At 63.8% G+C, this 24,330-nt stretch carries 12 protein-coding genes, 6 rRNA genes and 1 pseudogene; 5 read left to right on the plus strand and 14 right to left on the minus strand.

The window, feature by feature from the left end; all coding sequences use genetic code 11:
• Positions 1–9: 9 nt before the first annotated feature.
• Together OHA65_RS17930 and OHA65_RS17935 are read left to right on the plus strand one after the other, a co-directional pair.
• Complete coding sequence (locus OHA65_RS17930) at positions 10–1,428, plus strand: ATP-binding protein (protein ID WP_327284111.1); 1,419 nt, start codon at positions 10–12, stop codon at positions 1,426–1,428.
• Positions 1,425–2,930: a type VI secretion protein gene (locus tag OHA65_RS17935; protein ID WP_405756345.1), complete on the plus strand. Its 1,506-nt coding sequence runs from the start codon at positions 1,425–1,427 to the stop codon at positions 2,928–2,930. Before OHA65_RS17930 ends, OHA65_RS17935 begins: the two co-directional genes overlap by 4 nt.
• Positions 2,931–2,940: 10 nt before the next feature.
• Here OHA65_RS17935 and OHA65_RS17940 read toward each other — a convergent pair whose 3' ends face one another.
• Positions 2,941–3,495, minus strand: a complete 555-nt coding sequence (locus tag OHA65_RS17940) for a GNAT family N-acetyltransferase (RefSeq protein ID WP_405756346.1) — start codon at positions 3,493–3,495, stop codon at positions 2,941–2,943.
• Positions 3,496–3,534: 39 nt separating this feature from the next.
• On the opposite strand from OHA65_RS17940, the gene OHA65_RS17945 reads away from it, so the two are divergent.
• Positions 3,535–4,356 (plus strand): DUF3626 domain-containing protein, encoded by an 822-nt coding sequence (locus OHA65_RS17945; protein WP_405756347.1) that lies wholly within the window; start codon positions 3,535–3,537, stop codon positions 4,354–4,356.
• Positions 4,357–4,406: 50 nt separating this feature from the next.
• On the opposite strand, the gene rrf (OHA65_RS17950) is transcribed toward OHA65_RS17945, so the two are convergent.
• From rrf (OHA65_RS17950) to OHA65_RS17970, 5 genes and pseudogenes are all read right to left on the minus strand, one after another.
• A 5S ribosomal RNA gene (rrf, locus tag OHA65_RS17950) occupies positions 4,407–4,523 on the minus strand.
• A 77-nt stretch (positions 4,524–4,600) separates the two neighbouring features.
• A 23S ribosomal RNA gene (locus OHA65_RS17955) occupies positions 4,601–7,723 on the minus strand.
• Between the two features lie 282 nt (positions 7,724–8,005).
• Positions 8,006–9,530 (minus strand): 16S ribosomal RNA (locus tag OHA65_RS17960).
• The 16S, 23S and 5S rRNA genes sit together here, the layout of an rRNA operon.
• Positions 9,531–10,877: 1,347 nt before the next feature.
• Positions 10,878–11,267, minus strand: a pseudogene (locus OHA65_RS17965) (IS630 family transposase); the annotation flags it as partial.
• Between the two features lie 69 nt (positions 11,268–11,336).
• Entirely contained in the window at positions 11,337–11,615 is a 279-nt protein-coding gene (locus tag OHA65_RS17970) for a transposase (protein ID WP_371643977.1), read from the minus strand.
• Between the two features lie 150 nt (positions 11,616–11,765).
• On the opposite strand from OHA65_RS17970, the gene OHA65_RS17975 reads away from it, so the two are divergent.
• Positions 11,766–12,887, plus strand: a complete 1,122-nt coding sequence (locus OHA65_RS17975; RefSeq protein WP_327280728.1) for an IS630 family transposase — start codon at positions 11,766–11,768, stop codon at positions 12,885–12,887.
• A gap of 15 nt (positions 12,888–12,902) precedes the next feature.
• Here the strand turns inward: OHA65_RS17975 and OHA65_RS17980 are convergent, their stop codons facing one another.
• The 7 genes from OHA65_RS17980 to OHA65_RS18010 all read right to left on the minus strand — a co-directional run bounded on the left by OHA65_RS17980 (position 12,903) and on the right by OHA65_RS18010 (position 21,014).
• A complete protein-coding gene (locus tag OHA65_RS17980; RefSeq protein ID WP_405762133.1) occupies positions 12,903–13,136 on the minus strand; it encodes a hypothetical protein in 234 nt (77 codons plus the stop codon).
• A gap of 912 nt (positions 13,137–14,048) precedes the next feature.
• Positions 14,049–14,318 (minus strand): hypothetical protein, encoded by a 270-nt coding sequence (locus OHA65_RS17985; RefSeq protein WP_327284116.1) that lies wholly within the window; start codon positions 14,316–14,318, stop codon positions 14,049–14,051.
• Positions 14,319–14,335: 17 nt separating this feature from the next.
• Positions 14,336–14,692, minus strand: coding sequence for a DUF6247 family protein (locus OHA65_RS17990; protein WP_327284117.1), 357 nt, complete (start codon positions 14,690–14,692; stop codon positions 14,336–14,338).
• A 108-nt stretch (positions 14,693–14,800) separates the two neighbouring features.
• Positions 14,801–14,917 (minus strand): 5S ribosomal RNA (gene rrf / locus OHA65_RS17995).
• Between the two features lie 77 nt (positions 14,918–14,994).
• A 23S ribosomal RNA gene (locus OHA65_RS18000) occupies positions 14,995–18,117 on the minus strand.
• A 279-nt stretch (positions 18,118–18,396) separates the two neighbouring features.
• A 16S ribosomal RNA gene (locus tag OHA65_RS18005) occupies positions 18,397–19,921 on the minus strand.
• A 556-nt stretch (positions 19,922–20,477) separates the two neighbouring features.
• Positions 20,478–21,014 (minus strand): MarR family winged helix-turn-helix transcriptional regulator, encoded by a 537-nt coding sequence (locus OHA65_RS18010; RefSeq protein ID WP_134073164.1) that lies wholly within the window; start codon positions 21,012–21,014, stop codon positions 20,478–20,480.
• Positions 21,015–21,127: 113 nt separating this feature from the next.
• On the opposite strand from OHA65_RS18010, the gene OHA65_RS18015 reads away from it, so the two are divergent.
• Positions 21,128–22,420, plus strand: a complete 1,293-nt coding sequence (locus OHA65_RS18015; RefSeq protein WP_328763134.1) for an MFS transporter — start codon at positions 21,128–21,130, stop codon at positions 22,418–22,420.
• Positions 22,421–22,490: 70 nt separating this feature from the next.
• Here OHA65_RS18015 and OHA65_RS18020 read toward each other — a convergent pair whose 3' ends face one another.
• Positions 22,491–24,239, minus strand: a complete 1,749-nt coding sequence (locus tag OHA65_RS18020; protein WP_328765207.1) for an ATP-binding SpoIIE family protein phosphatase — start codon at positions 24,237–24,239, stop codon at positions 22,491–22,493.
• Positions 24,240–24,330: the final 91 nt, after the last annotated feature.

Raw genomic sequence — 24,330 nt, forward strand, 5'->3', positions numbered from 1 at the left:
GTGCCGCCCATGCGAGATCCCATGTCCGCTCTGACGGACGCCTTCACCAGCTTCCTGTTCGGCAAGGTCGAAACCACGCGCCTGCCCGTACGCACCTCCACCGGGCAGGCGCAGGCCGTCTACCTGCCCACCGCCGCCCCCGGGCTCGGCGACTCCGGCGTCATCATCGGCCGCGAGGTCTACAGCGGCAAGGGCTACATCTACGACCCGTTCCAGCTGTACGGCCAGCAGCTCCCGGCCCCGCACTGGTTGGTCCTCGGCGAGTCCGGCAACGGCAAGTCGGCCCTGGAGAAGACGTACGTACTGCGCCAGCTCCGCTTCCGCGACCGCCAGGTCGTCGTCCTCGACGCCCAGGGCGAGGACGGTGTCGGCGAGTGGAACCTCATCGCCCAGCAGCTGGGGATAACCCCCATCCGCCTGGATCCCATCGCCGCCAACGACGACGGGATCCGCCTCAACCCCCTCGACCCGGCGATCACGACGACCGGCCAGCTCGCGCTGCTCCGGACCATCATCGAAGTCGCCATGGGCCACGGCCTCGACGAGCGCTCCGGCTTCGCGCTCAAGGTCGCGCACGCGTACGTCGTCGACACCATCCGCGACCGCCAGCCGGTGCTGACCGACATCGTGGAGCAATTGCGCCACCCGGAGCCCGAGTCCGCCCACGCGATGAACGTCGACATAGACGATGTCCGGGCCTGGGGCCTCGACGTGGCGCTGGTCATCGACCGCCTCGTCGACGGCGACCTGCGCGGCATGTTCGACGGCCCCACGACCGTCGGCATCGACCTCGACGCCCCGCTGATCGTCTTCGACCTCTCCCACATCGACCGCAACTCCATCGCCATGCCGATCCTGATGGCGATCGTCGGCGTGTGGCTGGAACACACCTGGATCCGCCCGGACCGCAAGAAGCGCATCTTCCTGGTCGAAGAGGCCTGGCACATCATCAACAGCCCCTTCGTGGCCCAGCTGTTCCAGCGCCTCCTGAAGTTCGGCCGCCGCCTGGGCCTGTCCTTCGTCGCCGTCGTCCACCACCTCTCGGACGTCGTCGACGGAGCGGCGGCCCGCGAGGCCGCGGCCATCCTCAAGATGGCCTCGACCCGCACGATCTACGCCCAGAAGGCGGACGAGGCCAGGGCGACGGGCCGGGTCCTCGGTCTGCCCCGCTGGGCCGTGGAGATCATCCCGACCCTGACTCCGGGCATCGCCGTCTGGGACGTCAACGGCAACGTCCAGGTGGTCAAACACCTGATCACCGAGGCGGAACGGCCCCTCGTCTACACCGACCGTGCGATGACCGAGTCCTCCGCCGCCCACCAGCTCCCGGACGACTTGCTGGCCGCCGAGATCGAAGCGGAGGAGAGGGCCCTCCTCATGGAACGCCACCGCAACGGCGGCCCGGGCTCGGCGACCACGGTGGCATGACCGTGCACGAGAGCGACCCCAGACGCCAGGGCGGCATCCCGGACGGAGTCCTCGTCGGCCTCCTGGCCTTCCTCCTCGGCCTGGCGGCCCTGGTCTGGACGTCGACGGGCCTGGCCGCCCTCTTCGCCAAGGGATCCTGGCCGGCCACGGTGACCTTCACCCGCACCCCGGGGGCGGTCCGCGCCCTGATAACTCAACCGCACGACGTCCCGGGAGCCTGGCCGAACACGGACCCGGCGGCCCTCTCGGGCTGGGGCCTGTTCTGGGGCCTGTTCATCAGCCAACTCCTGGTCCTGTTCGTCCTGACGGTCTTCGTGATGGGCGTGATCGCCCGCACCAAATCCCGCCGCAAATCCCCCCACCCACCAGCCATCCCAGCCGCTCCAGCCCCGCCTGCGTTTGAGGCGCGGGCGTCCGGGGCGGGAGCCCCCGGCGGCTCCCGCCCGGCACCGCCCACCCCGAACCCGGCAACGCTGCCCTACCCGACCTCGGAAGCGGCAGCCCCCCTGCCCATCCCAGCCGCTCCAGCCCCGCCGGCGTTTGAGGCGCGGGCGTCCGGGGACGAAGCCCCCAGCGGCCCAGGCCGGATGGCGTACGGCAGCCCCGCCCTACGCCACCCCCTGGCCGCCCAAGCCCTGGCGGCAGCAGAAGGTCCGGCCCTCGTCCTCACTTCCTCCCCCGCCCTCTGGGCGGAGACGAAGGACGCCCGCGCCAAACTCGGCCCGGTCCTCCTCTACGACCCCTCGCACCTGTGCGACACCCCGGCCCGCATGCACTGGAACCCCGCCGACGCCTGCGCCGACCGCGACACCGCCGCCGCCCGCGCGATCGCGCTCCTGGCCCCCGTACGCCCGCAGGCCCGGATGGACGCCGCCATCGCCGACACGGCGGAAACGCTCCTGCGCAGCTGGCTCCAGGCCGCCGCCCTCGACGGCCGCCCGTTCAAACAGCTGCACCGCTGGGCCCAGGGCAACAGCGCCCAGGACCCGGTACGCATCCTCCGTACGCACCGCCACGCCGCCCCCGGCGCCGCCGGCGAGCTGGAGAGCGCCCTCACCGCCCACCCCGAACGCCGCGAACAGGCCCAGTACCTGACGGCCCGTGCCCTGTCGTGCCTGACGTCGATCCACATCCGTGAGGCCTGCAACCCGAACCGAACAGATGCACTGACGTTGGCTTCGTTCGTGACGGAAGGGGGCACCCTCTACGTGGTGGGCGAACCGCTGGAGGACCCCCGCACCCACCCGGGTGCGATGCCCCTGCTGACCGCACTCACCGCGAGCGTGGTCGAGCACGGCCGCCGCATGGCCGCACGGTCATCCCACGGCCGGCTCGACCCACCACTCACGCTGGTCCTGGAGGACGTCGCGGCCGTGGCCCCGATCCCCCAACTCCCGGAGCTCCTGCAGCAGGATTCCCTCCCGCTGCTCGCCCTGTGCCGCAGCCGCGAGCAGGCCCGCGCCCGCTGGCCCGAGGCGGCGTTCGAGCCCACCCACAGCTGAGCGGCGCGGACTACGGCCGCGGAAGCACGAGTTCGAGCTCCTTGGCATCCGGGTCGCTCGGTACCGGCAGGACCTGCCCGGTGGCCCGGAAACCGAAACGCCGGTAAAAGGCCCCGGCCCGCCCGTTGTCCTCGTGCACGAAGAGCCGTACTCGTTCCAGCGCCGGCCCTTCCAGCGACCAGGCCCAGTCCAGCGCGGCCTTGAAGAGGGCTTCGGTGAGTCCGATGCCCCGCTGTTCGGCCTGCACGTAGACACCCACCAGGTGTCCCTGGCTCTGCGCGACGGGCCGCTCGAAGAAGTCGGTCGTCCCGCCCTCCTCGACCAGCACGGTCACCGACCCGACCCACTGCCCGTCGGGTGCTTCGGCCACGAACTGCCGCGCGTGCCGGCCCTGCGAGGCCCGCAGCGCCCGGTCCTGCCAGAACTCGTCCGACCTGGCCCCTGCCTGCGCCAGGGTTTCGAGGAAGGCCACCGGCGCGGCCGGGTCCTTGAGCGCGGCGATCCGCAGCTGTTTGACCTTCTCCCATTCGTCCGCACGCACCGGACGCATCACATGATCGTTCATGAGCCCGGATCCAATCACAGCCTGGTGCACACTGCATCCATGAATCCCCACACGCGGGCTCTGCGCCACGTCTCCGATCTCTCCTCGGGGCCCCCGCTGGACCCGGACCTCTCGGTGACGCTCAACTTCCATCCGGACCGCCTGTTCGGTGACGGCCACATCCTGACCGCCCTGGTCGAAGAGGGCGTGTACCGCTCCCAGTTCGTCACGGGAACCAGCAACGGAGGCCTCACCGCACGTGCGGGTGGAGCACGCTGGCTCTGGGAAAGCCGCATCTTCGGTGGCGCCTACGACGATGCACCGGCCGAAACCCGCCCGGTGTACGGGGCCCTGAACTTCCGCCGCCGCCAGGTCGGGGCCGCGCCCCGCTTCGGCTCCGCGCACTTCCGTCTCACCGCGGACGCGTTGTCCCGGACGACGTTCTGCTACCCGGACAGCTACCTCGAACCGGAGTCCTTCGGCGTCGCCGACCGCATGTCCCTGATCGAGCTCGCGGAGGCCGACGACCAGGACGTCTTGGACGACTACATCGAGGCCCAGGTCCACGCCCCCGTCCGGATCGACCGCGATGTCGACGCGCTCGTACTCGACCCCAGCCATCGGGACACCGATGTCGAGGCGGCAGCGGAAAAGCTTCCCTGCGCGGTCGAATGGCACGCCGGTTTCCGCCTCACCGTCGACGAACTCCGACGGCACCCCGACTACCGGGGGCAGGCGTACGTCGACCTCGGTGAGGCGATCGCCGTCGCGGGTCTGCTGACCCCCCGCATCCTCGGCGCTGCGGCCCGCTCCGGCCGGTACGACGAACAGGCCCTCAAGCGGGTATGGCACTACCTGGCCCGTTTCGGACAGTGCCCCTGAAACGCAGAAAAGCCCCGCACCAGAAGGTGCGGGGCTTTCCCACAATGATTGTTCGGCGGCGTCCTACTCTCCCACAGGGTCCCCCCTGCAGTACCATCGGCGCTGAAAGGCTTAGCTTCCGGGTTCGGAATGTAACCGGGCGTTTCCCTAACGCTATGACCACCGAAACACTATGAAATTTGAACGCTGGCTAAAATCACAGCTGTTCGTTATTTCAGAACTAACACAGTGGACGCGAGCAACTGAGGACAAGCCCTCGGCCTATTAGTACCAGTCAGCTCCACCCGTTACCGGGCTTCCACATCTGGCCTATCAACCCAGTCGTCTACTGGGAGCCTTACCCTCTCAAGGAGGTGGGAATACTCATCTTGAAGCAGGCTTCCCGCTTAGATGCTTTCAGCGGTTATCCCTCCCGAACGTAGCCAACCAGCCATGCCCTTGGCAGGACAACTGGCACACCAGAGGTTCGTCCGTCCCGGTCCTCTCGTACTAGGGACAGCCCTTCTCAATATTCCTACGCGCACAGCGGATAGGGACCGAACTGTCTCACGACGTTCTAAACCCAGCTCGCGTACCGCTTTAATGGGCGAACAGCCCAACCCTTGGGACCGACTCCAGCCCCAGGATGCGACGAGCCGACATCGAGGTGCCAAACCATCCCGTCGATATGGACTCTTGGGGAAGATCAGCCTGTTATCCCCGGGGTACCTTTTATCCGTTGAGCGACGGCGCTTCCACAAGCCACCGCCGGATCACTAGTCCCGACTTTCGTCCCTGCTCGACCCGTCGGTCTCACAGTCAAGCTCCCTTGTGCACTTACACTCAACACCTGATTGCCAACCAGGCTGAGGGAACCTTTGGGCGCCTCCGTTACCCTTTGGGAGGCAACCGCCCCAGTTAAACTACCCATCAGACACTGTCCCTGATCCGGATCACGGACCGAGGTTAGACATCCAGCACGACCAGAGTGGTATTTCAACGGCGACTCCACAACCACTGGCGTGGCTGCTTCAAAGTCTCCCACCTATCCTACACAAGCCGAACCGAACACCAATATCAAACTGTAGTAAAGGTCCCGGGGTCTTTCCGTCCTGCTGCGCGAAACGAGCATCTTTACTCGTAGTGCAATTTCACCGGGCCTATGGTTGAGACAGTCGAGAAGTCGTTACGCCATTCGTGCAGGTCGGAACTTACCCGACAAGGAATTTCGCTACCTTAGGATGGTTATAGTTACCACCGCCGTTTACTGGCGCTTAAGTTCTCAGCTTCGCACACCCGAAAGTGCACTAACCGGTCCCCTTAACGTTCCAGCACCGGGCAGGCGTCAGTCCGTATACATCGCCTTACGGCTTCGCACGGACCTGTGTTTTTAGTAAACAGTCGCTTCTCGCTGGTCTCTGCGGCCACCCCCAGCTCACGGAGCAAGTCCGATCACCAGTGATGGCCCCCCTTCTCCCGAAGTTACGGGGGCATTTTGCCGAGTTCCTTAACCATAGTTCACCCGAACGCCTCGGTATTCTCTACCTGACCACCTGAGTCGGTTTAGGGTACGGGCCGCCATGAAACTCGCTAGAGGCTTTTCTCGACAGCATAGGATCATCCACTTCACCACAATCGGCTCGGCATCAGGTCTCAGCCTTAATGAGGGACGGATTTGCCTACCCCTCGGCCTACACCCTTACCCCGGGACAACCACCGCCCGGGCTGGACTACCTTCCTGCGTCACCCCATCGCTTACCTACTACAAGTCTGGTTCGTCGGCTCCACCACTTTCCTTTCCCCGAAGGGTCCGGAACGGCTTCACGGACTTAGCATCGCCTGATTCGATATTGGGCGTTTCAAAGCGGGTACCGGAATATCAACCGGTTGTCCATCGACTACGCCTGTCGGCCTCGCCTTAGGTCCCGACTTACCCTGGGCAGATCAGCTTGACCCAGGAACCCTTAGTCAATCGGCGCACACGTTTCTCACGTGTGTATCGCTACTCATGCCTGCATTCTCACTCGTGAACCGTCCACAACTAGCTTCCGCTGCTGCTTCACCCGGCACACGACGCTCCCCTACCCATCACAGCGGGCGTTGGCCCTATTGCTGCAATGACACGACTTCGGCGGTACGCTTGAGCCCCGCTACATTGTCGGCGCGGAATCACTTGACCAGTGAGCTATTACGCACTCTTTCAAGGGTGGCTGCTTCTAAGCCAACCTCCTGGTTGTCTCTGCGACTCCACATCCTTTCCCACTTAGCGTACGCTTAGGGGCCTTAGTCGATGCTCTGGGCTGTTTCCCTCTCGACCATGGAGCTTATCCCCCACAGTCTCACTGCCGTGCTCTCACTTACCGGCATTCGGAGTTTGGCTAAGGTCAGTAACCCGGTAGGGCCCATCGCCTATCCAGTGCTCTACCTCCGGCAAGAAACACACGACGCTGCACCTAAATGCATTTCGGGGAGAACCAGCTATCACGGAGTTTGATTGGCCTTTCACCCCTAACCACAGGTCATCCCCCAGGTTTTCAACCCTGGTGGGTTCGGTCCTCCACGAAGTCTTACCTCCGCTTCAACCTGCCCATGGCTAGATCACTCCGCTTCGGGTCTAGAGCGTGCAACTCAATCGCCCTATTCGGACTCGCTTTCGCTACGGCTTCCCCACACGGGTTAACCTCGCTACACACCGCTAACTCGCAGGCTCATTCTTCAAAAGGCACGCAGTCACGACTGTATGTGCAAGCACATACAGCGACGCTCCCACGGCTTGTAGGCACACGGTTTCAGGTACTATTTCACTCCGCTCCCGCGGTACTTTTCACCATTCCCTCACGGTACTATCCGCTATCGGTCACCAGGGAATATTTAGGCTTAGCGGGTGGTCCCGCCAGATTCACACGGGATTTCTCGGGCCCCGTGCTACTTGGGAGATTCTTAAGCAAGCCGCTGATGTTTCGTCTACGGGGGTCTTACCCTCTACGCCGGACCTTTCGCATGTCCTTCGACTACATCAACGGTTTCTGACTCGCCGACCGGCCGGCAGACCGATCAAAAGAATTCCCACAACCCCGCATGCGCAACCCCTGCCGGGTATCACACGCATACGGTTTGGCCTCATCCGGTTTCGCTCGCCACTACTCCCGGAATCACGGTTGTTTTCTCTTCCTGAGGGTACTGAGATGTTTCACTTCCCCTCGTTCCCTCCACACTGCCTATGTGTTCAGCAGTGGGTGACAGCCCATGACGACTGCCGGGTTTCCCCATTCGGACACCCCCGGATCAAAGCTCAGTTGGCAGCTCCCCGGGGCCTATCGCGGCCTCTCACGTCCTTCATCGGTTCCTGGTGCCAAGGCATCCACCGTGCGCCCTTAAAAACTTGGCCACAGATGCTCGCGTCCACTGTGTAGTTCTCAAACAACGACCAGCCACCCATCACCCCACCAGACAAGCTGGCGAGTTCACTGGGGCCGGCACTGAAGACATGACCTTACGGCCGTACCTTCAGGACCCAACAACGTGCCAAGCACGATCCCCTCCACTTCACTGTGTTCCACGCCGAAGCAGTACTTACAGAGAGTTTTGGAAACCGTGCCAACTAATCAACGTTCCACCCATGAGCTGACCGTGCAGAACATTTGTCTGCAATCGGTACTGTGCTCCTTAGAAAGGAGGTGATCCAGCCGCACCTTCCGGTACGGCTACCTTGTTACGACTTCGTCCCAATCGCCAGTCCCACCTTCGACAGCTCCCTCCCTTACGGGTTGGGCCACCGGCTTCGGGTGTTACCGACTTTCGTGACGTGACGGGCGGTGTGTACAAGGCCCGGGAACGTATTCACCGCAGCAATGCTGATCTGCGATTACTAGCAACTCCGACTTCATGGGGTCGAGTTGCAGACCCCAATCCGAACTGAGACCGGCTTTTTGAGATTCGCTCCACCTCACGGTATCGCAGCTCATTGTACCGGCCATTGTAGCACGTGTGCAGCCCAAGACATAAGGGGCATGATGACTTGACGTCGTCCCCACCTTCCTCCGAGTTGACCCCGGCGGTCTCCTGTGAGTCCCCATCACCCCGAAGGGCATGCTGGCAACACAGGACAAGGGTTGCGCTCGTTGCGGGACTTAACCCAACATCTCACGACACGAGCTGACGACAGCCATGCACCACCTGTATACCGACCACAAGGGGGGCACTATCTCTAATGCTTTCCGGTATATGTCAAGCCTTGGTAAGGTTCTTCGCGTTGCGTCGAATTAAGCCACATGCTCCGCTGCTTGTGCGGGCCCCCGTCAATTCCTTTGAGTTTTAGCCTTGCGGCCGTACTCCCCAGGCGGGGAACTTAATGCGTTAGCTGCGGCACCGACGACGTGGAATGTCGCCAACACCTAGTTCCCAACGTTTACGGCGTGGACTACCAGGGTATCTAATCCTGTTCGCTCCCCACGCTTTCGCTCCTCAGCGTCAGTAATGGCCCAGAGATCCGCCTTCGCCACCGGTGTTCCTCCTGATATCTGCGCATTTCACCGCTACACCAGGAATTCCGATCTCCCCTACCACACTCTAGCTAGCCCGTATCGAATGCAGACCCGAGGTTAAGCCTCGGGCTTTCACATCCGACGTGACAAGCCGCCTACGAGCTCTTTACGCCCAATAATTCCGGACAACGCTTGCGCCCTACGTATTACCGCGGCTGCTGGCACGTAGTTAGCCGGCGCTTCTTCTGCAGGTACCGTCACTTTCGCTTCTTCCCTGCTGAAAGAGGTTTACAACCCGAAGGCCGTCATCCCTCACGCGGCGTCGCTGCATCAGGCTTTCGCCCATTGTGCAATATTCCCCACTGCTGCCTCCCGTAGGAGTCTGGGCCGTGTCTCAGTCCCAGTGTGGCCGGTCGCCCTCTCAGGCCGGCTACCCGTCGTCGCCTTGGTGGGCCATTACCCCACCAACAAGCTGATAGGCCGCGGGCTCATCCTTCACCGCCGGAGCTTTTAACCCCCACCCATGCAGGCAGGAGTATTATCCGGTATTAGACCCCGTTTCCAGGGCTTGTCCCAGAGTGAAGGGCAGATTGCCCACGTGTTACTCACCCGTTCGCCACTAATCCACCCCGAAGGGCTTCATCGTTCGACTTGCATGTGTTAAGCACGCCGCCAGCGTTCGTCCTGAGCCAGGATCAAACTCTCCATGAATGTTTACCCGTAATCGGGTGCACACACACTTAGAGCGGGACGATCATGTCGGAATAAGACCGACCGTCCACTGCGTCCTCGCTGTGTTGTTGCCTGCCCCGAAAGACAGGACTTTTTCAAAGGAACCTCATCCACCGAAATGGACGGGGTATCAACTTCTGGCGTTGATTTTTGGCACGCTGTTGAGTTCTCAAGGGACGGACGCTTCCTTTGTACTCACCCTCTCGGGCTTTCCTCCGGGCTTTCGTTCTTCGTTTCCGACTCTATCAGACTCTTTCGTGTCCGATTCCCGGTCGAAGCGGGGTTCGCTTTCCAGGTCTTCGCTTTCGCGTTTCCCTTTCCGGCGAGTCCGACTCTATCAGAAGTTTTCCACCGGATTTCCCGGCTTCAGATTCCTGGATGAGGAGTCGAGTGCGTGCCCGAGGAATTCGATTCCGTGGGCACGCGAGGGGGGGTCTTGCGGTTGGCTGCCGAACTTGGTCGGTTCCAGGCAACCGTTCAACTCTACAACTGGCCCCCGGGGGTGTCAAAACGAGGGCAGCCCCAGGTCAGAGGGCTACGACCGCTGAGTTTTGGGGGCCACGGCGGCGAGCTCAACGGACGCGAGGGCGGCGACCTGGTGGCCATGGGCAAGCCCCGCGCTCGTACGCAGCCTGCTCGACGAGCTCCGCCCTCGCCGGGCCGCGCTCACCTGCATCGTGCCGGCCGAGTCCGAGGAAACCCTCACCGGCATCGGAGCCTGCATCCACGAGCTGGCGAACGAAGCCGGCTCCCGGAAGCAGGTCGTAAGCCCTTGGGTGACCCACCCCTTCGTCCGAGCCACGTGCCCCGCATGCGAAACCCCCTTCCCCATCGTTCGGAGGCCCTGGGCAGCGTCTTGTCGAAGTGCCCCGGCTGCTCCCGGCGCCGGACTCGGCCCGCAAGTCGGTCGACCCGCTCGGGGGACCGTGGCTTTGATCCCGCGCCTTCGAGGCGGGTGCGGAAGGCTCGGGACGAGTAGCCCTCATCCGCGATGACCCGCTCGGGCCGCAGTCGGCGCCGTGTGCTGGTGGGCCCGAACAATCGTGGAGTCGATGGCGACGAGGCAATCCACCTGCCGTCGGCCTGGGCGGCGGCCAGGAGCCGGTCGAAAGTGCCGTCGACGGCCCAACAGGCGACGCCACCGGCCACGGGCCCGGCCCACCAGCGGCAACAACGGCCCGATCACTGCCCACGCGGCATCAGACAACTCGGCATCCCTCACCACCACCCCAACGATCTGGTGATCGGAAACCCTCCTCCCTGTGCTGAGACCGGGAAGGTTCACCGCTATGGGAAGTGATGGATTTTCCGGTCCCGTTCGGGCCGTGGTGCCGCCGTCAGTTCAACGTTGAGTGCCAGCGATGAGAGCGTCGATCTCTTGCACAGCTCGACCTTGTTCTTGGCCGCCCACCGTTTCATCCGCCAGTTCGTATGGGCGGAGAGGTTGTCGAGGATCACGCCCTTGCGTCTGTGGTTGACGCCCCACATCTGGTCGTCCCCGACGGAGTAGCAGCCGTGGAAGTAGGTGATCCCGTGGGTGCGACGGAACGTTGCCGGCAGCCTGTCGGGGCGGCCTCGCTCGGCCCAGTAGGAGCCGGCGGTCGGGCGGATGCCCAGCGGGCCGAACTCGTCGAAGGCGAAGGTGCGGTCGGGCCGCTCGTTGATTGCGTACTCGATGCGGGCAAGTTCATCGAGCATGTCCGGGGCGAGCCGCCACTTGGGGCGATGGTGTTCGCCGTCGGGGATCCGGCAGGCCCACCCGCGGGCCTCGGCGTCCGGCCCGTCTCAGGCGGCGGGCAAGAACAGGCGCCAGGACAGCGGGCACGAGGCGGTGTCGGAGGCGGCGTGGACACTGACACCGATCCCGCAGTTACCCACCTTGCCCAGCGTGCCGGAGTACTGCCGAGCCACCCCCGGCGAGGAACGGCCGTCCTCAGGGAAACCTGTGTCGTCCGCGACCCACACCTCGGGCCGCACCGCAGCCACCGCCCGCCACGCCAGCATGGCCCGCAGATACAAGGCGCCTTTCTCACGCTGATCCCGCCGCACCAACGGCGCGAACACCCCAGAGGCGAACTCCTCCAACCGGACCCGACACGCCGCAAGTTCCCCAGCCCCCATGCCACCAGCGAACTACCGGACACCCACCGTGACAAGACCAGCTAACAAAGCCCTACTAGTGTCCTGCGCCGGAGATCCGTCGTTAGTTTATGTATGACTGCTTCTGCGGATGTGCCGGTGCCTCGTCGTGGTCCGAAGTTGGAACCGTTGTTGTTGTCTTCCGATGAGCGTGTGGTGTTGGAGCGTTGGGTCCGCAGGGCGTCATCTGCGCAGGCGGTGGCCTTGCGGGCCCGCATCGTGTTGGCGTGTGCCGGTGCTGATGTGCCGCCGATTGTCGTGGTGGCACGGGAGTTGCATATCGCGGCCGACACGGTCCGCAAGTGGCGTCGCCGGTTCCTGGCGGCCCGGCTGGACGGGCTGGTCGACGAGCCCCGGCCTGGCCGGCCACCCACCATCAGCGTTGATCAGGTGGAGGCGGTAGTGGTCGGCACGCTGGAGGAGATCCCGAAGAACGCCACTCACTGGTCGCGTTCATCGATGGCCGCCCGCAGTGGCCTGTCGAAGTCGACAGTGGGCCGGATCTGGCGGAAGTTCCAGCTCAAGCCCCATTTGAGCGACACGTTCAAGCTGTCGACGGACCCGCTGTTCGTGGAGAAGCTCTACGACGTGGTGGGGCTGTATTTCAACCCGCCCGAAGGAGCGGTGGTGCTGTCGGTGGACGAGAAGTCCCAGATCCAGGCTCTTGACCGCTCTCAGCCAGTGCTGCCGATGATGCCCGGCATGCCCGAGCGCCGCACTCACGACTATGTTCGCAACGGGCTGACCACCTTGTTCGCGGCCTTCGACGTCGCGACCGGTGAAGTCATCACCTCACTGCACCGTCGCCACCGGGCCGCGGAGTTCAAGAAGTTCCTCATCAAGATCGACAAAGAGGTCCCCGAACACCTTCAGGTCCACCTGATCTGCGACAACTACGGCACCCACAAAACCCCGGCCATCAAGACGTGGCTGGCCAAACACCCACGGTTCCACCTGCACTTCACACCCACCGGCTCCTCCTGGATCAACCAGGTTGAGCGATGGTTCGGCTTCCTCGCGGACCAGAAGATCCGCCGTGGCGCCCACAAGAGTGTGCGCTCCCTGGAAGCCGACATCCGAGCCTGGGTCAAGCAGTGGAACGAAAACCCGACCCCGTTCACCTGGACCAAGACAGCCGAAGAGATCCTCGACTCACTCGCCCGCTTCTGCCAACGGATCTCCGGCGCAGGACACTAGGCAGCGTTTTGTCGATCACTTGTCGAGCCAGACGAGGGTGCTGGCGAGGCTGATCGCTGCCTGGTAGCGGTCGGGGTGCTTGTCGTAGCGGGTGGCGATGCCGCGCCACTGCTTGAGGCGGTGGAAGCAGTCGTTCGACGATGTTGCGGCGCCGGTAGACGGCCTGATCGAAGCGGCAGGCCGGTTCCCGGCGCAGGGCTTGGCCCGCGAGTTGGTCGGCCCGCTCCGGGATGGTCGCTTTGATCCCACGCCTGCGGAGGTGGGCGCGGAAGCCCCAGGACCAGTAGCCCTAGTCGGCGAAGACCTGCTCGGGCCTCACACGAGGTCGTCCCGGCCCGCCGACGGCGACGCGGATGAGGCCGATGACGGGTCTCGGCCCGGGTGCAGCCGTTGCGGGTGCCCGCGGTCAGCACGAACGCCAGGGGCCGGCCGCGGCCGTCGCGGGCAAGGTGAATCTTGTTGGTCAGCCCACCGCGGGAACGTCCAAGAGGTCGTTCTTCGAGCCCCCTATGGCGGCGTATCGTCGTGGAGCCGATCGCGACCGGCCAAGCCACCGGCCACGGGCCCGGCCCACCGTCGGCAACAACGGTGCGATCACCGGCCACGCGGCATCAGACAACTCACGGCATCCCTCACCGCCACCCCAACGATCTGGTGATCGGAAACCCTCCCTAGGAACTAGAAGGGGGGGGCCAGGCCGAACCGGGGGGGGGAGGCGGGGGATTGATCCGCCTGCTGCCTCGCATCTCCAGCGGCCAACGCCGGTCGATGACGGCCGCGGCCTCCTTACAGGCCTGGCAGTCGTTGGACCATTCCGGCACCCAAGGGTGGGCGGAAGCCGACAGACCCCGCGGCTCCATGCCGCACAGGGCCGAACCGAAGCACCCGTAGCCATGGGTCACGTCCTCGGGCAACTCCGGTGATTCCGCCCGTTCCCAGCGCTGGTTCACCGGCGCGTACTGCGGTCGTGAGACCTCCAGCGGCATGTGCCCCAGCGCGGTCCATGCGCAGCACCAGGGACAGAACCACCGCTCCCTGACCCGCATGCTCCGTTCCGCCTGGGGTTCCGTCACCGGCACCCACCGCAGCTCATGGCCACACACGTCACAGGTCATGTGGTCTGTGCCCGATGACACCGCCGAGCGGAGCGGCGCTGGCGGGTCAGAGGTTCACGCGTTTGAGGTAGACGCGGTGGCGGTGGGGGATGGTCTGGTACCAGAGCATCAGGTGTTCGTCCTCGTACGTGCGCAACCGCATGGGGCTGGGATCCTCGTAGAGGCTGCCGTCCTTCGGGTCGATGGCCATCGACGCCAGGTCGACCAGCCCCTCCATGACGGCGGCGACGAGGCCTTGCTGCTCCGCCGGCATGTCGCCCAGCACCCACAGCCGGCTGGGGTCGCACTCCCACGCCCAGCCGCCGTCGTTCTCCACTGCTTCGCCCCGCGGGCTCACTGACCGATCTCGCGCTGGGCCTCGGCCAGGATGCGGCTGCTCGTCTCCATCGCTGCCTGGAACTGCTCTTCCGTGGCGGCCGGGTCACCGGCGGTGGCCTCGGCCTGGAGGAGGGCCGCCGAGCGGGCCGGCCAGCGGTGGATGGCCACGTGGGTGGCCCACTTGATCAGGAAGAAGCGGAGCGGGTTGATGGCTCCCGTCTCGGCGGCTCGGTCGAACGCCGCATGGCACTCCCTGTCGAACTCGGCGAGGTGCGGCATGTCGATCCGGCGCACGGCGTCCCGCAGGGCTTCGCGCGTCATGGCCGGCTGGGGGATGAGCGGACCCACGTCTTCGAGGTGCTGTGCTGTCATCGTGCCTCCAGGGGAACGCTGGCCACGATACCGAGCGGGTCTGCCAAAAGCCCCCTGAAACGCAGAAAAGCCCCGCACCAGAAGGTGCGGGGCTTTCCCACAATGATTGTTCGGCGGCGTCCTACTCTCCCACAGGGTCCCCCCTGCAGTACCATCGGCGCTGAAAGGCTTAGCTTCCGGGTTCGGAATGTAACCGGGCGTTTCCCTAACGCTATGACCACCGAAACACTATGAAATTTGAACGCTGGCTAAAATCACAGCTGTTCGTTATTTCAGAACTAACACAGTGGACGCGAGCAACTGAGGACAAGCCCTCGGCCTATTAGTACCAGTCAGCTCCACCCGTTACCGGGCTTCCACATCTGGCCTATCAACCCAGTCGTCTACTGGGAGCCTTACCCTCTCAAGGAGGTGGGAATACTCATCTTGAAGCAGGCTTCCCGCTTAGATGCTTTCAGCGGTTATCCCTCCCGAACGTAGCCAACCAGCCATGCCCTTGGCAGGACAACTGGCACACCAGAGGTTCGTCCGTCCCGGTCCTCTCGTACTAGGGACAGCCCTTCTCAATATTCCTACGCGCACAGCGGATAGGGACCGAACTGTCTCACGACGTTCTAAACCCAGCTCGCGTACCGCTTTAATGGGCGAACAGCCCAACCCTTGGGACCGACTCCAGCCCCAGGATGCGACGAGCCGACATCGAGGTGCCAAACCATCCCGTCGATATGGACTCTTGGGGAAGATCAGCCTGTTATCCCCGGGGTACCTTTTATCCGTTGAGCGACGGCGCTTCCACAAGCCACCGCCGGATCACTAGTCCCGACTTTCGTCCCTGCTCGACCCGTCGGTCTCACAGTCAAGCTCCCTTGTGCACTTACACTCAACACCTGATTGCCAACCAGGCTGAGGGAACCTTTGGGCGCCTCCGTTACCCTTTGGGAGGCAACCGCCCCAGTTAAACTACCCATCAGACACTGTCCCTGATCCGGATCACGGACCGAGGTTAGACATCCAGCACGACCAGAGTGGTATTTCAACGGCGACTCCACAACCACTGGCGTGGCTGCTTCAAAGTCTCCCACCTATCCTACACAAGCCGAACCGAACACCAATATCAAACTGTAGTAAAGGTCCCGGGGTCTTTCCGTCCTGCTGCGCGAAACGAGCATCTTTACTCGTAGTGCAATTTCACCGGGCCTATGGTTGAGACAGTCGAGAAGTCGTTACGCCATTCGTGCAGGTCGGAACTTACCCGACAAGGAATTTCGCTACCTTAGGATGGTTATAGTTACCACCGCCGTTTACTGGCGCTTAAGTTCTCAGCTTCGCACACCCGAAAGTGCACTAACCGGTCCCCTTAACGTTCCAGCACCGGGCAGGCGTCAGTCCGTATACATCGCCTTACGGCTTCGCACGGACCTGTGTTTTTAGTAAACAGTCGCTTCTCGCTGGTCTCTGCGGCCACCCCCAGCTCACGGAGCAAGTCCGATCACCAGTGATGGCCCCCCTTCTCCCGAAGTTACGGGGGCATTTTGCCGAGTTCCTTAACCATAGTTCACCCGAACGCCTCGGTATTCTCTACCTGACCACCTGAGTCGGTTTAGGGTACGGGCCGCCATGAAACTCGCTAGAGGCTTTTCTCGACAGCATAGGATCATCCACTTCACCACAATCGGCTCGGCATCAGGTCTCAGCCTTAATGAGGGACGGATTTGCCTACCCCTCGGCCTACACCCTTACCCCGGGACTACCACCGCCCGGGCTGGACTACCTTCCTGCGTCACCCCATCGCTTACCTACTACAAGTCTGGTTCGTCGGCTCCACCACTTTCCTTTCCCCGAAGGGTCCGGAACGGCTTCACGGACTTAGCATCGCCTGATTCGATATTGGGCGTTTCAAAGCGGGTACCGGAATATCAACCGGTTGTCCATCGACTACGCCTGTCGGCCTCGCCTTAGGTCCCGACTTACCCTGGGCAGATCAGCTTGACCCAGGAACCCTTAGTCAATCGGCGCACACGTTTCTCACGTGTGTATCGCTACTCATGCCTGCATTCTCACTCGTGAACCGTCCACAACTAGCTTCCGCTGCTGCTTCACCCGGCACACGACGCTCCCCTACCCATCACAGCGGGCGTTGGCCCTATTGCTGCAATGACACGACTTCGGCGGTACGCTTGAGCCCCGCTACATTGTCGGCGCGGAATCACTTGACCAGTGAGCTATTACGCACTCTTTCAAGGGTGGCTGCTTCTAAGCCAACCTCCTGGTTGTCTCTGCGACTCCACATCCTTTCCCACTTAGCGTACGCTTAGGGGCCTTAGTCGATGCTCTGGGCTGTTTCCCTCTCGACCATGGAGCTTATCCCCCACAGTCTCACTGCCGTGCTCTCACTTACCGGCATTCGGAGTTTGGCTAAGGTCAGTAACCCGGTAGGGCCCATCGCCTATCCAGTGCTCTACCTCCGGCAAGAAACACACGACGCTGCACCTAAATGCATTTCGGGGAGAACCAGCTATCACGGAGTTTGATTGGCCTTTCACCCCTAACCACAGGTCATCCCCCAGGTTTTCAACCCTGGTGGGTTCGGTCCTCCACGAAGTCTTACCTCCGCTTCAACCTGCCCATGGCTAGATCACTCCGCTTCGGGTCTAGAGCGTGCAACTCAATCGCCCTATTCGGACTCGCTTTCGCTACGGCTTCCCCACACGGGTTAACCTCGCTACACACCGCTAACTCGCAGGCTCATTCTTCAAAAGGCACGCAGTCACGACTGTATGTGCAAGCACATACAGCGACGCTCCCACGGCTTGTAGGCACACGGTTTCAGGTACTATTTCACTCCGCTCCCGCGGTACTTTTCACCATTCCCTCACGGTACTATCCGCTATCGGTCACCAGGGAATATTTAGGCTTAGCGGGTGGTCCCGCCAGATTCACACGGGATTTCTCGGGCCCCGTGCTACTTGGGAGATTCTTAAGCAAGCCGCTGATGTTTCGTCTACGGGGGTCTTACCCTCTACGCCGGACCTTTCGCATGTCCTTCGACTACATCAACGGTTTCTGACTCGCCGACCGGCCGGCAGACCGATCAAAAGAATTCCCACAACCCCGCATGCGCAACCCCTGCCGGGTATCACACGCATACGGTTTGGCCTCATCCGGTTTCGCTCGCCACTACTCCCGGAATCACGGTTGTTTTCTCTTCCTGAGGGTACTGAGATGTTTCACTTCCCCTCGTTCCCTCCACACTGCCTATGTGTTCAGCAGTGGGTGACAGCCCATGACGACTGCCGGGTTTCCCCATTCGGACACCCCCGGATCAAAGCTCAGTTGGCAGCTCCCCGGGGCCTATCGCGGCCTCTCACGTCCTTCATCGGTTCCTGGTGCCAAGGCATCCACCGTGCGCCCTTAAAAACTTGGCCACAGATGCTCGCGTCCACTGTGTAGTTCTCAAACAACGACCAGCCACCCGTCACACACTCCCTAAGGAATGCTTTACCGGGGCCGGCACTGAAGACATGACCTTACGGCCGTACCTTCAGGACCCAACAACGTGCCAAGCACGATCCCCTCCACTTCACTGTGTTCCACGCCGAAGCAGTACTTACAGAGAGTTTTGGAAACCGTGCCAACTAATCAACGTTCCACCCATGAGCTGACCGTGCAGAACGTTTGTCTGCAATCGGTACTGTGCTCCTTAGAAAGGAGGTGATCCAGCCGCACCTTCCGGTACGGCTACCTTGTTACGACTTCGTCCCAATCGCCAGTCCCACCTTCGACAGCTCCCTCCCTTACGGGTTGGGCCACCGGCTTCGGGTGTTACCGACTTTCGTGACGTGACGGGCGGTGTGTACAAGGCCCGGGAACGTATTCACCGCAGCAATGCTGATCTGCGATTACTAGCAACTCCGACTTCATGGGGTCGAGTTGCAGACCCCAATCCGAACTGAGACCGGCTTTTTGAGATTCGCTCCACCTCACGGTATCGCAGCTCATTGTACCGGCCATTGTAGCACGTGTGCAGCCCAAGACATAAGGGGCATGATGACTTGACGTCGTCCCCACCTTCCTCCGAGTTGACCCCGGCGGTCTCCTGTGAGTCCCCATCACCCCGAAGGGCATGCTGGCAACACAGGACAAGGGTTGCGCTCGTTGCGGGACTTAACCCAACATCTCACGACACGAGCTGACGACAGCCATGCACCACCTGTATACCGACCACAAGGGGGGCACTATCTCTAATGCTTTCCGGTATATGTCAAGCCTTGGTAAGGTTCTTCGCGTTGCGTCGAATTAAGCCACATGCTCCGCTGCTTGTGCGGGCCCCCGTCAATTCCTTTGAGTTTTAGCCTTGCGGCCGTACTCCCCAGGCGGGGAACTTAATGCGTTAGCTGCGGCACCGACGACGTGGAATGTCGCCAACACCTAGTTCCCAACGTTTACGGCGTGGACTACCAGGGTATCTAATCCTGTTCGCTCCCCACGCTTTCGCTCCTCAGCGTCAGTAATGGCCCAGAGATCCGCCTTCGCCACCGGTGTTCCTCCTGATATCTGCGCATTTCACCGCTACACCAGGAATTCCGATCTCCCCTACCACACTCTAGCTAGCCCGTATCGAATGCAGACCCGAGGTTAAGCCTCGGGCTTTCACATCCGACGTGACAAGCCGCCTACGAGCTCTTTACGCCCAATAATTCCGGACAACGCTTGCGCCCTACGTATTACCGCGGCTGCTGGCACGTAGTTAGCCGGCGCTTCTTCTGCAGGTACCGTCACTTTCGCTTCTTCCCTGCTGAAAGAGGTTTACAACCCGAAGGCCGTCATCCCTCACGCGGCGTCGCTGCATCAGGCTTTCGCCCATTGTGCAATATTCCCCACTGCTGCCTCCCGTAGGAGTCTGGGCCGTGTCTCAGTCCCAGTGTGGCCGGTCGCCCTCTCAGGCCGGCTACCCGTCGTCGCCTTGGTGGGCCATTACCCCACCAACAAGCTGATAGGCCGCGGGCTCATCCTTCACCGCCGGAGCTTTTAACCCCCACCCATGCAGGCAGGAGTATTATCCGGTATTAGACCCCGTTTCCAGGGCTTGTCCCAGAGTGAAGGGCAGATTGCCCACGTGTTACTCACCCGTTCGCCACTAATCCACCCCGAAGGGCTTCATCGTTCGACTTGCATGTGTTAAGCACGCCGCCAGCGTTCGTCCTGAGCCAGGATCAAACTCTCCATGAATGTTTACCCGTAATCGGGTGCACACACACTTAGAGCGGGACGATCATGTCGGAATAAGACCGACCGTCCACTGCGTCCTCGCTGTGTTGTTGCCTGCCCCGAAAGACAGGACTTTTTCAAAGGAACCTCATCCACCGAAATGGACGGGGTATCAACTTCTGGCGTTGATTTTTGGCACGCTGTTGAGTTCTCAAGGAACGGACGCTTCCTTTGTACTCACCCTCTCGGGCTTTCCTCCGGGCTTTCGTTCTTCGTTCTTGCGTTTCCGACTCTATCAGATCCTTTCGGGCCTGACCCCCAGTCAGCGGGGTTTGTCTTCCGGGCTGTTGGGCCCTTCCGACTCCCAGAACTCTAGTGGATTTCCCGGCTGATTCATAATCGGCCTTCGGAAATTAATTCGGGCATGCCGAATGCGTTCCCGGTGGGAGATCGTGCTGAGTTGGATGCCGCAACGAGGCGGCGGGATCGTCGTCGCCAAAACCTTCCGGCTCTGGGACAACTCGAAGAACCTTACGGACCTGCGGGGGCGGTGTCAACTCCACAGCTCACGAGCTGGTCAGCTCCGCGACTGGAGGTCTTCCACGCGGTCCAGGAGTCGGGTGAGCATGTCGCCCAGCACGCCGCGTTCCGCCGTGGAGAGGTCCTGGAGGAGGTCCTCCTCGAAGACCGTGGCCGCGCGCATCGCGTCGAGCCACTTGCTGCGGCCTTCGTCCGTGAGTTCCACGATCACGCGGACCCGGTTGGACTCGTCCCGCTCGCGCGTCACCAGTCCCTCCGCCGTCATCCGGTCGATCCGGTGGGTCATCGCAGCCGGCGTGAGGCCCAGCTGCTTCGCGAGTTCGCTCGGGCCCATCCGGTACGGAGCTCCGGAGATGACGAGGGCCTTGAGGACCTCCCACTCCGCGTTGCTGATGCCCAGTGCGGCGGTCTGGCGTCCGTACGCGACGTTCATGCGGCGGTTCAGCCGGCTGAGCGCCGAGACCACCTTCTCGACCTGCGGATCGAGGTCCTGGAACTCGCGCTGATAGACGGCGATCTGCTCGTCGAGGCTCGGCTCGTGGACGGGCGCGGTGCCGTCGGGGGTGTCACCCATGCTTCGAAGTATCTCATGAGCCCGTTGGCGTCTAACTCCTTCGATGTGTAAAGTTAAGGGTCGAAGTTTAGGTGTGAAGTCTTCGGACTTCAGTTCTCAAAGGCAGGTGAGAAGTGACCAAGGTGATGGGCGCTGCGCTGCGGCGGATCCAGGCCGGCAACGCGCTGACCGCGTTCGGCATCGGTTTCACGGTTCCGTTCCTCTACATCTACGTGGCGCAGGTGCGAGGTCTCGGTTCCATGGCGGCCACGAGCGCGTTCGTGGCCTTCGCCGTGAGTGCCCTGGTCGCGCTGCCCTTCACCGGTCGGGTCATCGACCGCCGGGGTCCCGTCCCCGTGGTCATCGGTGCGGCCGTCGCGGCCTCGGTCGGCGCCCTGTCGCTCGGGCTGTCCACCGGCATCGTGCCGATCCTGCTGTCCGCCCTGGCGCTCGGCGCCGGGCAGGCCGTCATGCAGCCCGCGCTGGCCACGATGATCGTGTGGTGCTCCACCCCGAGCACCCGGACGCGTGCCTTCGCCCTCCAGTTCTTCATGCAGAACCTGGGCCTGGGCATCGGCGGTCTCATCGGCGGCCAGATCGTCGACGAGAGCCGGCCCGCCAGCTTCACCCTGCTGTTCGGCATCGAGGCCGTGATGTTCCTGGTCCTGGCCGGGGTCATCCTCACCGTGCGGATGCCGCACGCCCCGAGCATCAAGGACGCCGTGCCGCGGGACGAGTCGCGGGCGGGCAGTGCCTGGAAGCGGCTGCTTGAGCACAGGGCCATGGTGAAGCTGCTGGTGCTGGGCTTCGTGATCTTCTTCGCCTGCTACGGGCAGTTCGAGTCGGGTCTCGCCGCCTTCGGTACCGAGGCCGCCGGGATCACCCCGTCCACCCTCGGTTTCGCGCTGGCCGCCAACACTGGTGCGATCGTCGTGGCGCAGTTCGTCGTGCTGAAGCTGGTCGAGAAGCGCCGCCGGTCCCGGGTGATCGCGCTGGTCGGCCTGATCTGGACCGTGGCGTGGGTGATCGCCGGGTTCTCAGGCCTGGGGCACGGCAGTGCGGTGATGGCCGCCGCGGCGTTCATCACGACGTACGCGCTCTTCGGCATCGGCGAGGCGATGCTGTCGCCAACGCTGGCGCCGCTGGTGGCCGACCTGGCGCCCGAGGGCTCGGTGGGCCAGTACAACTCGGCCTTCGCGCTGGTCAAGCAGATGGCACTGGCTCTCGGTCCGCTGGGTGTGCCGCTGGGTGCGGGTGTGCCGATGCTGTACGTCGGGGTGTTCGTCGTGGTCTCGCTGGGGATCGCGGGGCTGGCGCTGCGGCTCGGCAAGCAGCTGAGCGCGGTGCAGGACAAGCCGTCGCTGCTGAAGGGCGACGTGGTGACGGTGGTCGTGCCGGCCGCCGAGCCGGAGCGCGTTCCCGCGTGATCAGCGGATGACGGACGTGCGGAAGGCCCGGTCCCTCGGGGGACCGGGCCTTCCGCACGTCCGGGCGCGGCTACTTGTCCGGCAGGGCGAACTCGCACCAGACGGCCTTGCCGCCTCCCGGGGTGCGGCGGGAGCCCCAGGAGGAGGCGATGGTCGCGATGATCGAGATGCCGCGGCCGGTCTCGTCGGCCGGTTCGGCGCGGCGGCGGCGCGGGAGGTGGTCGTCCCCGTCGGTGACTTCGATGATCAGGCGGCGGTCGGTGCGGCGCAGCCGTAGCCGCATGGGCGGGGTGCCGTGCTGGAGGGAGTTCGCGACGAGCTCGCTCGCGGCGAGGACGCCGAGGTCGCACAGTTCGACCGGGAAGCGCCAGGAGGCGAGCACTCCGGACGCGAAGGCGCGGGCGCGGGGGGCGGCCTCGACGCCGCCGAGGAGCTCCAGGGCGGCGTTGTGGAAGAGCTCGGCGTCGGCTCCGGTGCGGCTCGGCTGCTGGAGGACCATGACGGCGACGTCGTCGTCGTGGTCGGCGTCCACGCCGAGGGCGCGCATCAGGCGGTCGCAGATGACGGCGGGGGTGCCCTGCGCGCCGGAGAGGGCGCGTTCGAGGGCGGCGACGCCCTCGTCGATGTCCTCGCCGCGGCGTTCGACCAGGCCGTCGGTGTAGAGGACGGCGGTGGAGCCGGGGCCCAGGGCGATGGTGCCCGAGGTGTGGAGCCAACCGCCGGTGCCGAGCGGCGGGCCGGTGGGGTCGGCTGCGCGGCGTACGGTGCCGTCCTCGTCGCGGACGAGGATCGGGAGGTGGCCGGCGGAGGCGTACGCGAGCAGGCCCTCGTTGGGGTCGTGGACGGCATAGACGCAGGTGGCGATCTGGCTGGCGTCGATCTCGGCGGCGAGGCCGTCGAGGAGCTGGAGCACCTCGTGCGGGGGCAGGTCGAGGCGGGCGTAGGCGCGGACGGCGGTGCGCAGCTGGCCCATGACGGCGGCGGCGCGCACGCCGCGGCCCATGACGTCGCCGATGACGAGGGCGGTGCGGCCGGCGCCGAGGGTGATGACGTCGTACCAGTCGCCGCCGACGGCGGCTTCGGTGCCGCCGGGCTGGTAGGTGGCGGCGATGCGGAGGTCGTCGGGCTGTTCCAGTTCCTGCGGGAGGAGGGAGCGCTGGAGGGTGACGGCGGCTTCGCGCTGACGGCGCTCGCTGGCGCGCAGCCGTTCGACGGCTTCGGCGTGGTCGGTGACATCGGCGAGGTGGATCAGGACCCCGGTGTGGTGGGGGTCGGCGTCGCCGTCGGTGGGGGCCTTGGGGAATTCGACGGGGGTGCAGGTGACCGTGTACGAGCTGGTGCCGCCGGGGGCGGTGCGGTTCTTGGCGGTGCGGGGCTTGCCGCTGCGCTGGACCTGGTCGAGCAGCGGGAGGAGGCCGAGCTCGCCGAGTTCGGGGAGGGCGTCGTGGGCGGGTGCGCCGGTGGGGCGGGGGCCGAAGCCGGCGGTGTAGGCGTCGTTGACGTAGGCGACACGGTGTTCGGGGCCGTGGACGAGGGCGACGAGGGCGGGGAGCAGGCCGAGGACCTCCCGTACGGAGAGCTCGTCGGGGGAGGGCGCGGCGGCGGGGAGGCCGGTGCCCGGGCCCGCGCCGCTGCCCGTGCCGGAGACCGTGGGGTCCGCGGGGCTGTCGTCGGGTGCCGTGGCCGGGCGGGCGGCGGCACCGCGGGCTGCCGGGACGGCGCCCTCACCCCGCTTGGCCTGGGCGGCGGCGTGTTCGGACCGGGCGGCGGCGCGGCGCTGCGTTCCGGGAAAACGGGCGCTCCAGCGCGTGAAGTTCACTGCGTTCAAGCCTCGTGGTGTCGCAAGTGGTCGCTGTGCTTCTCGTGGTCGATCGCTGGCCTGTGTCGCTCGGCGGGGTGACGGTGGCAGC

It is taken from the genome of Streptomyces sp. NBC_00045, assembly GCF_045041095.1.
Classification (GTDB): domain Bacteria; phylum Actinomycetota; class Actinomycetes; order Streptomycetales; family Streptomycetaceae; genus Streptomyces.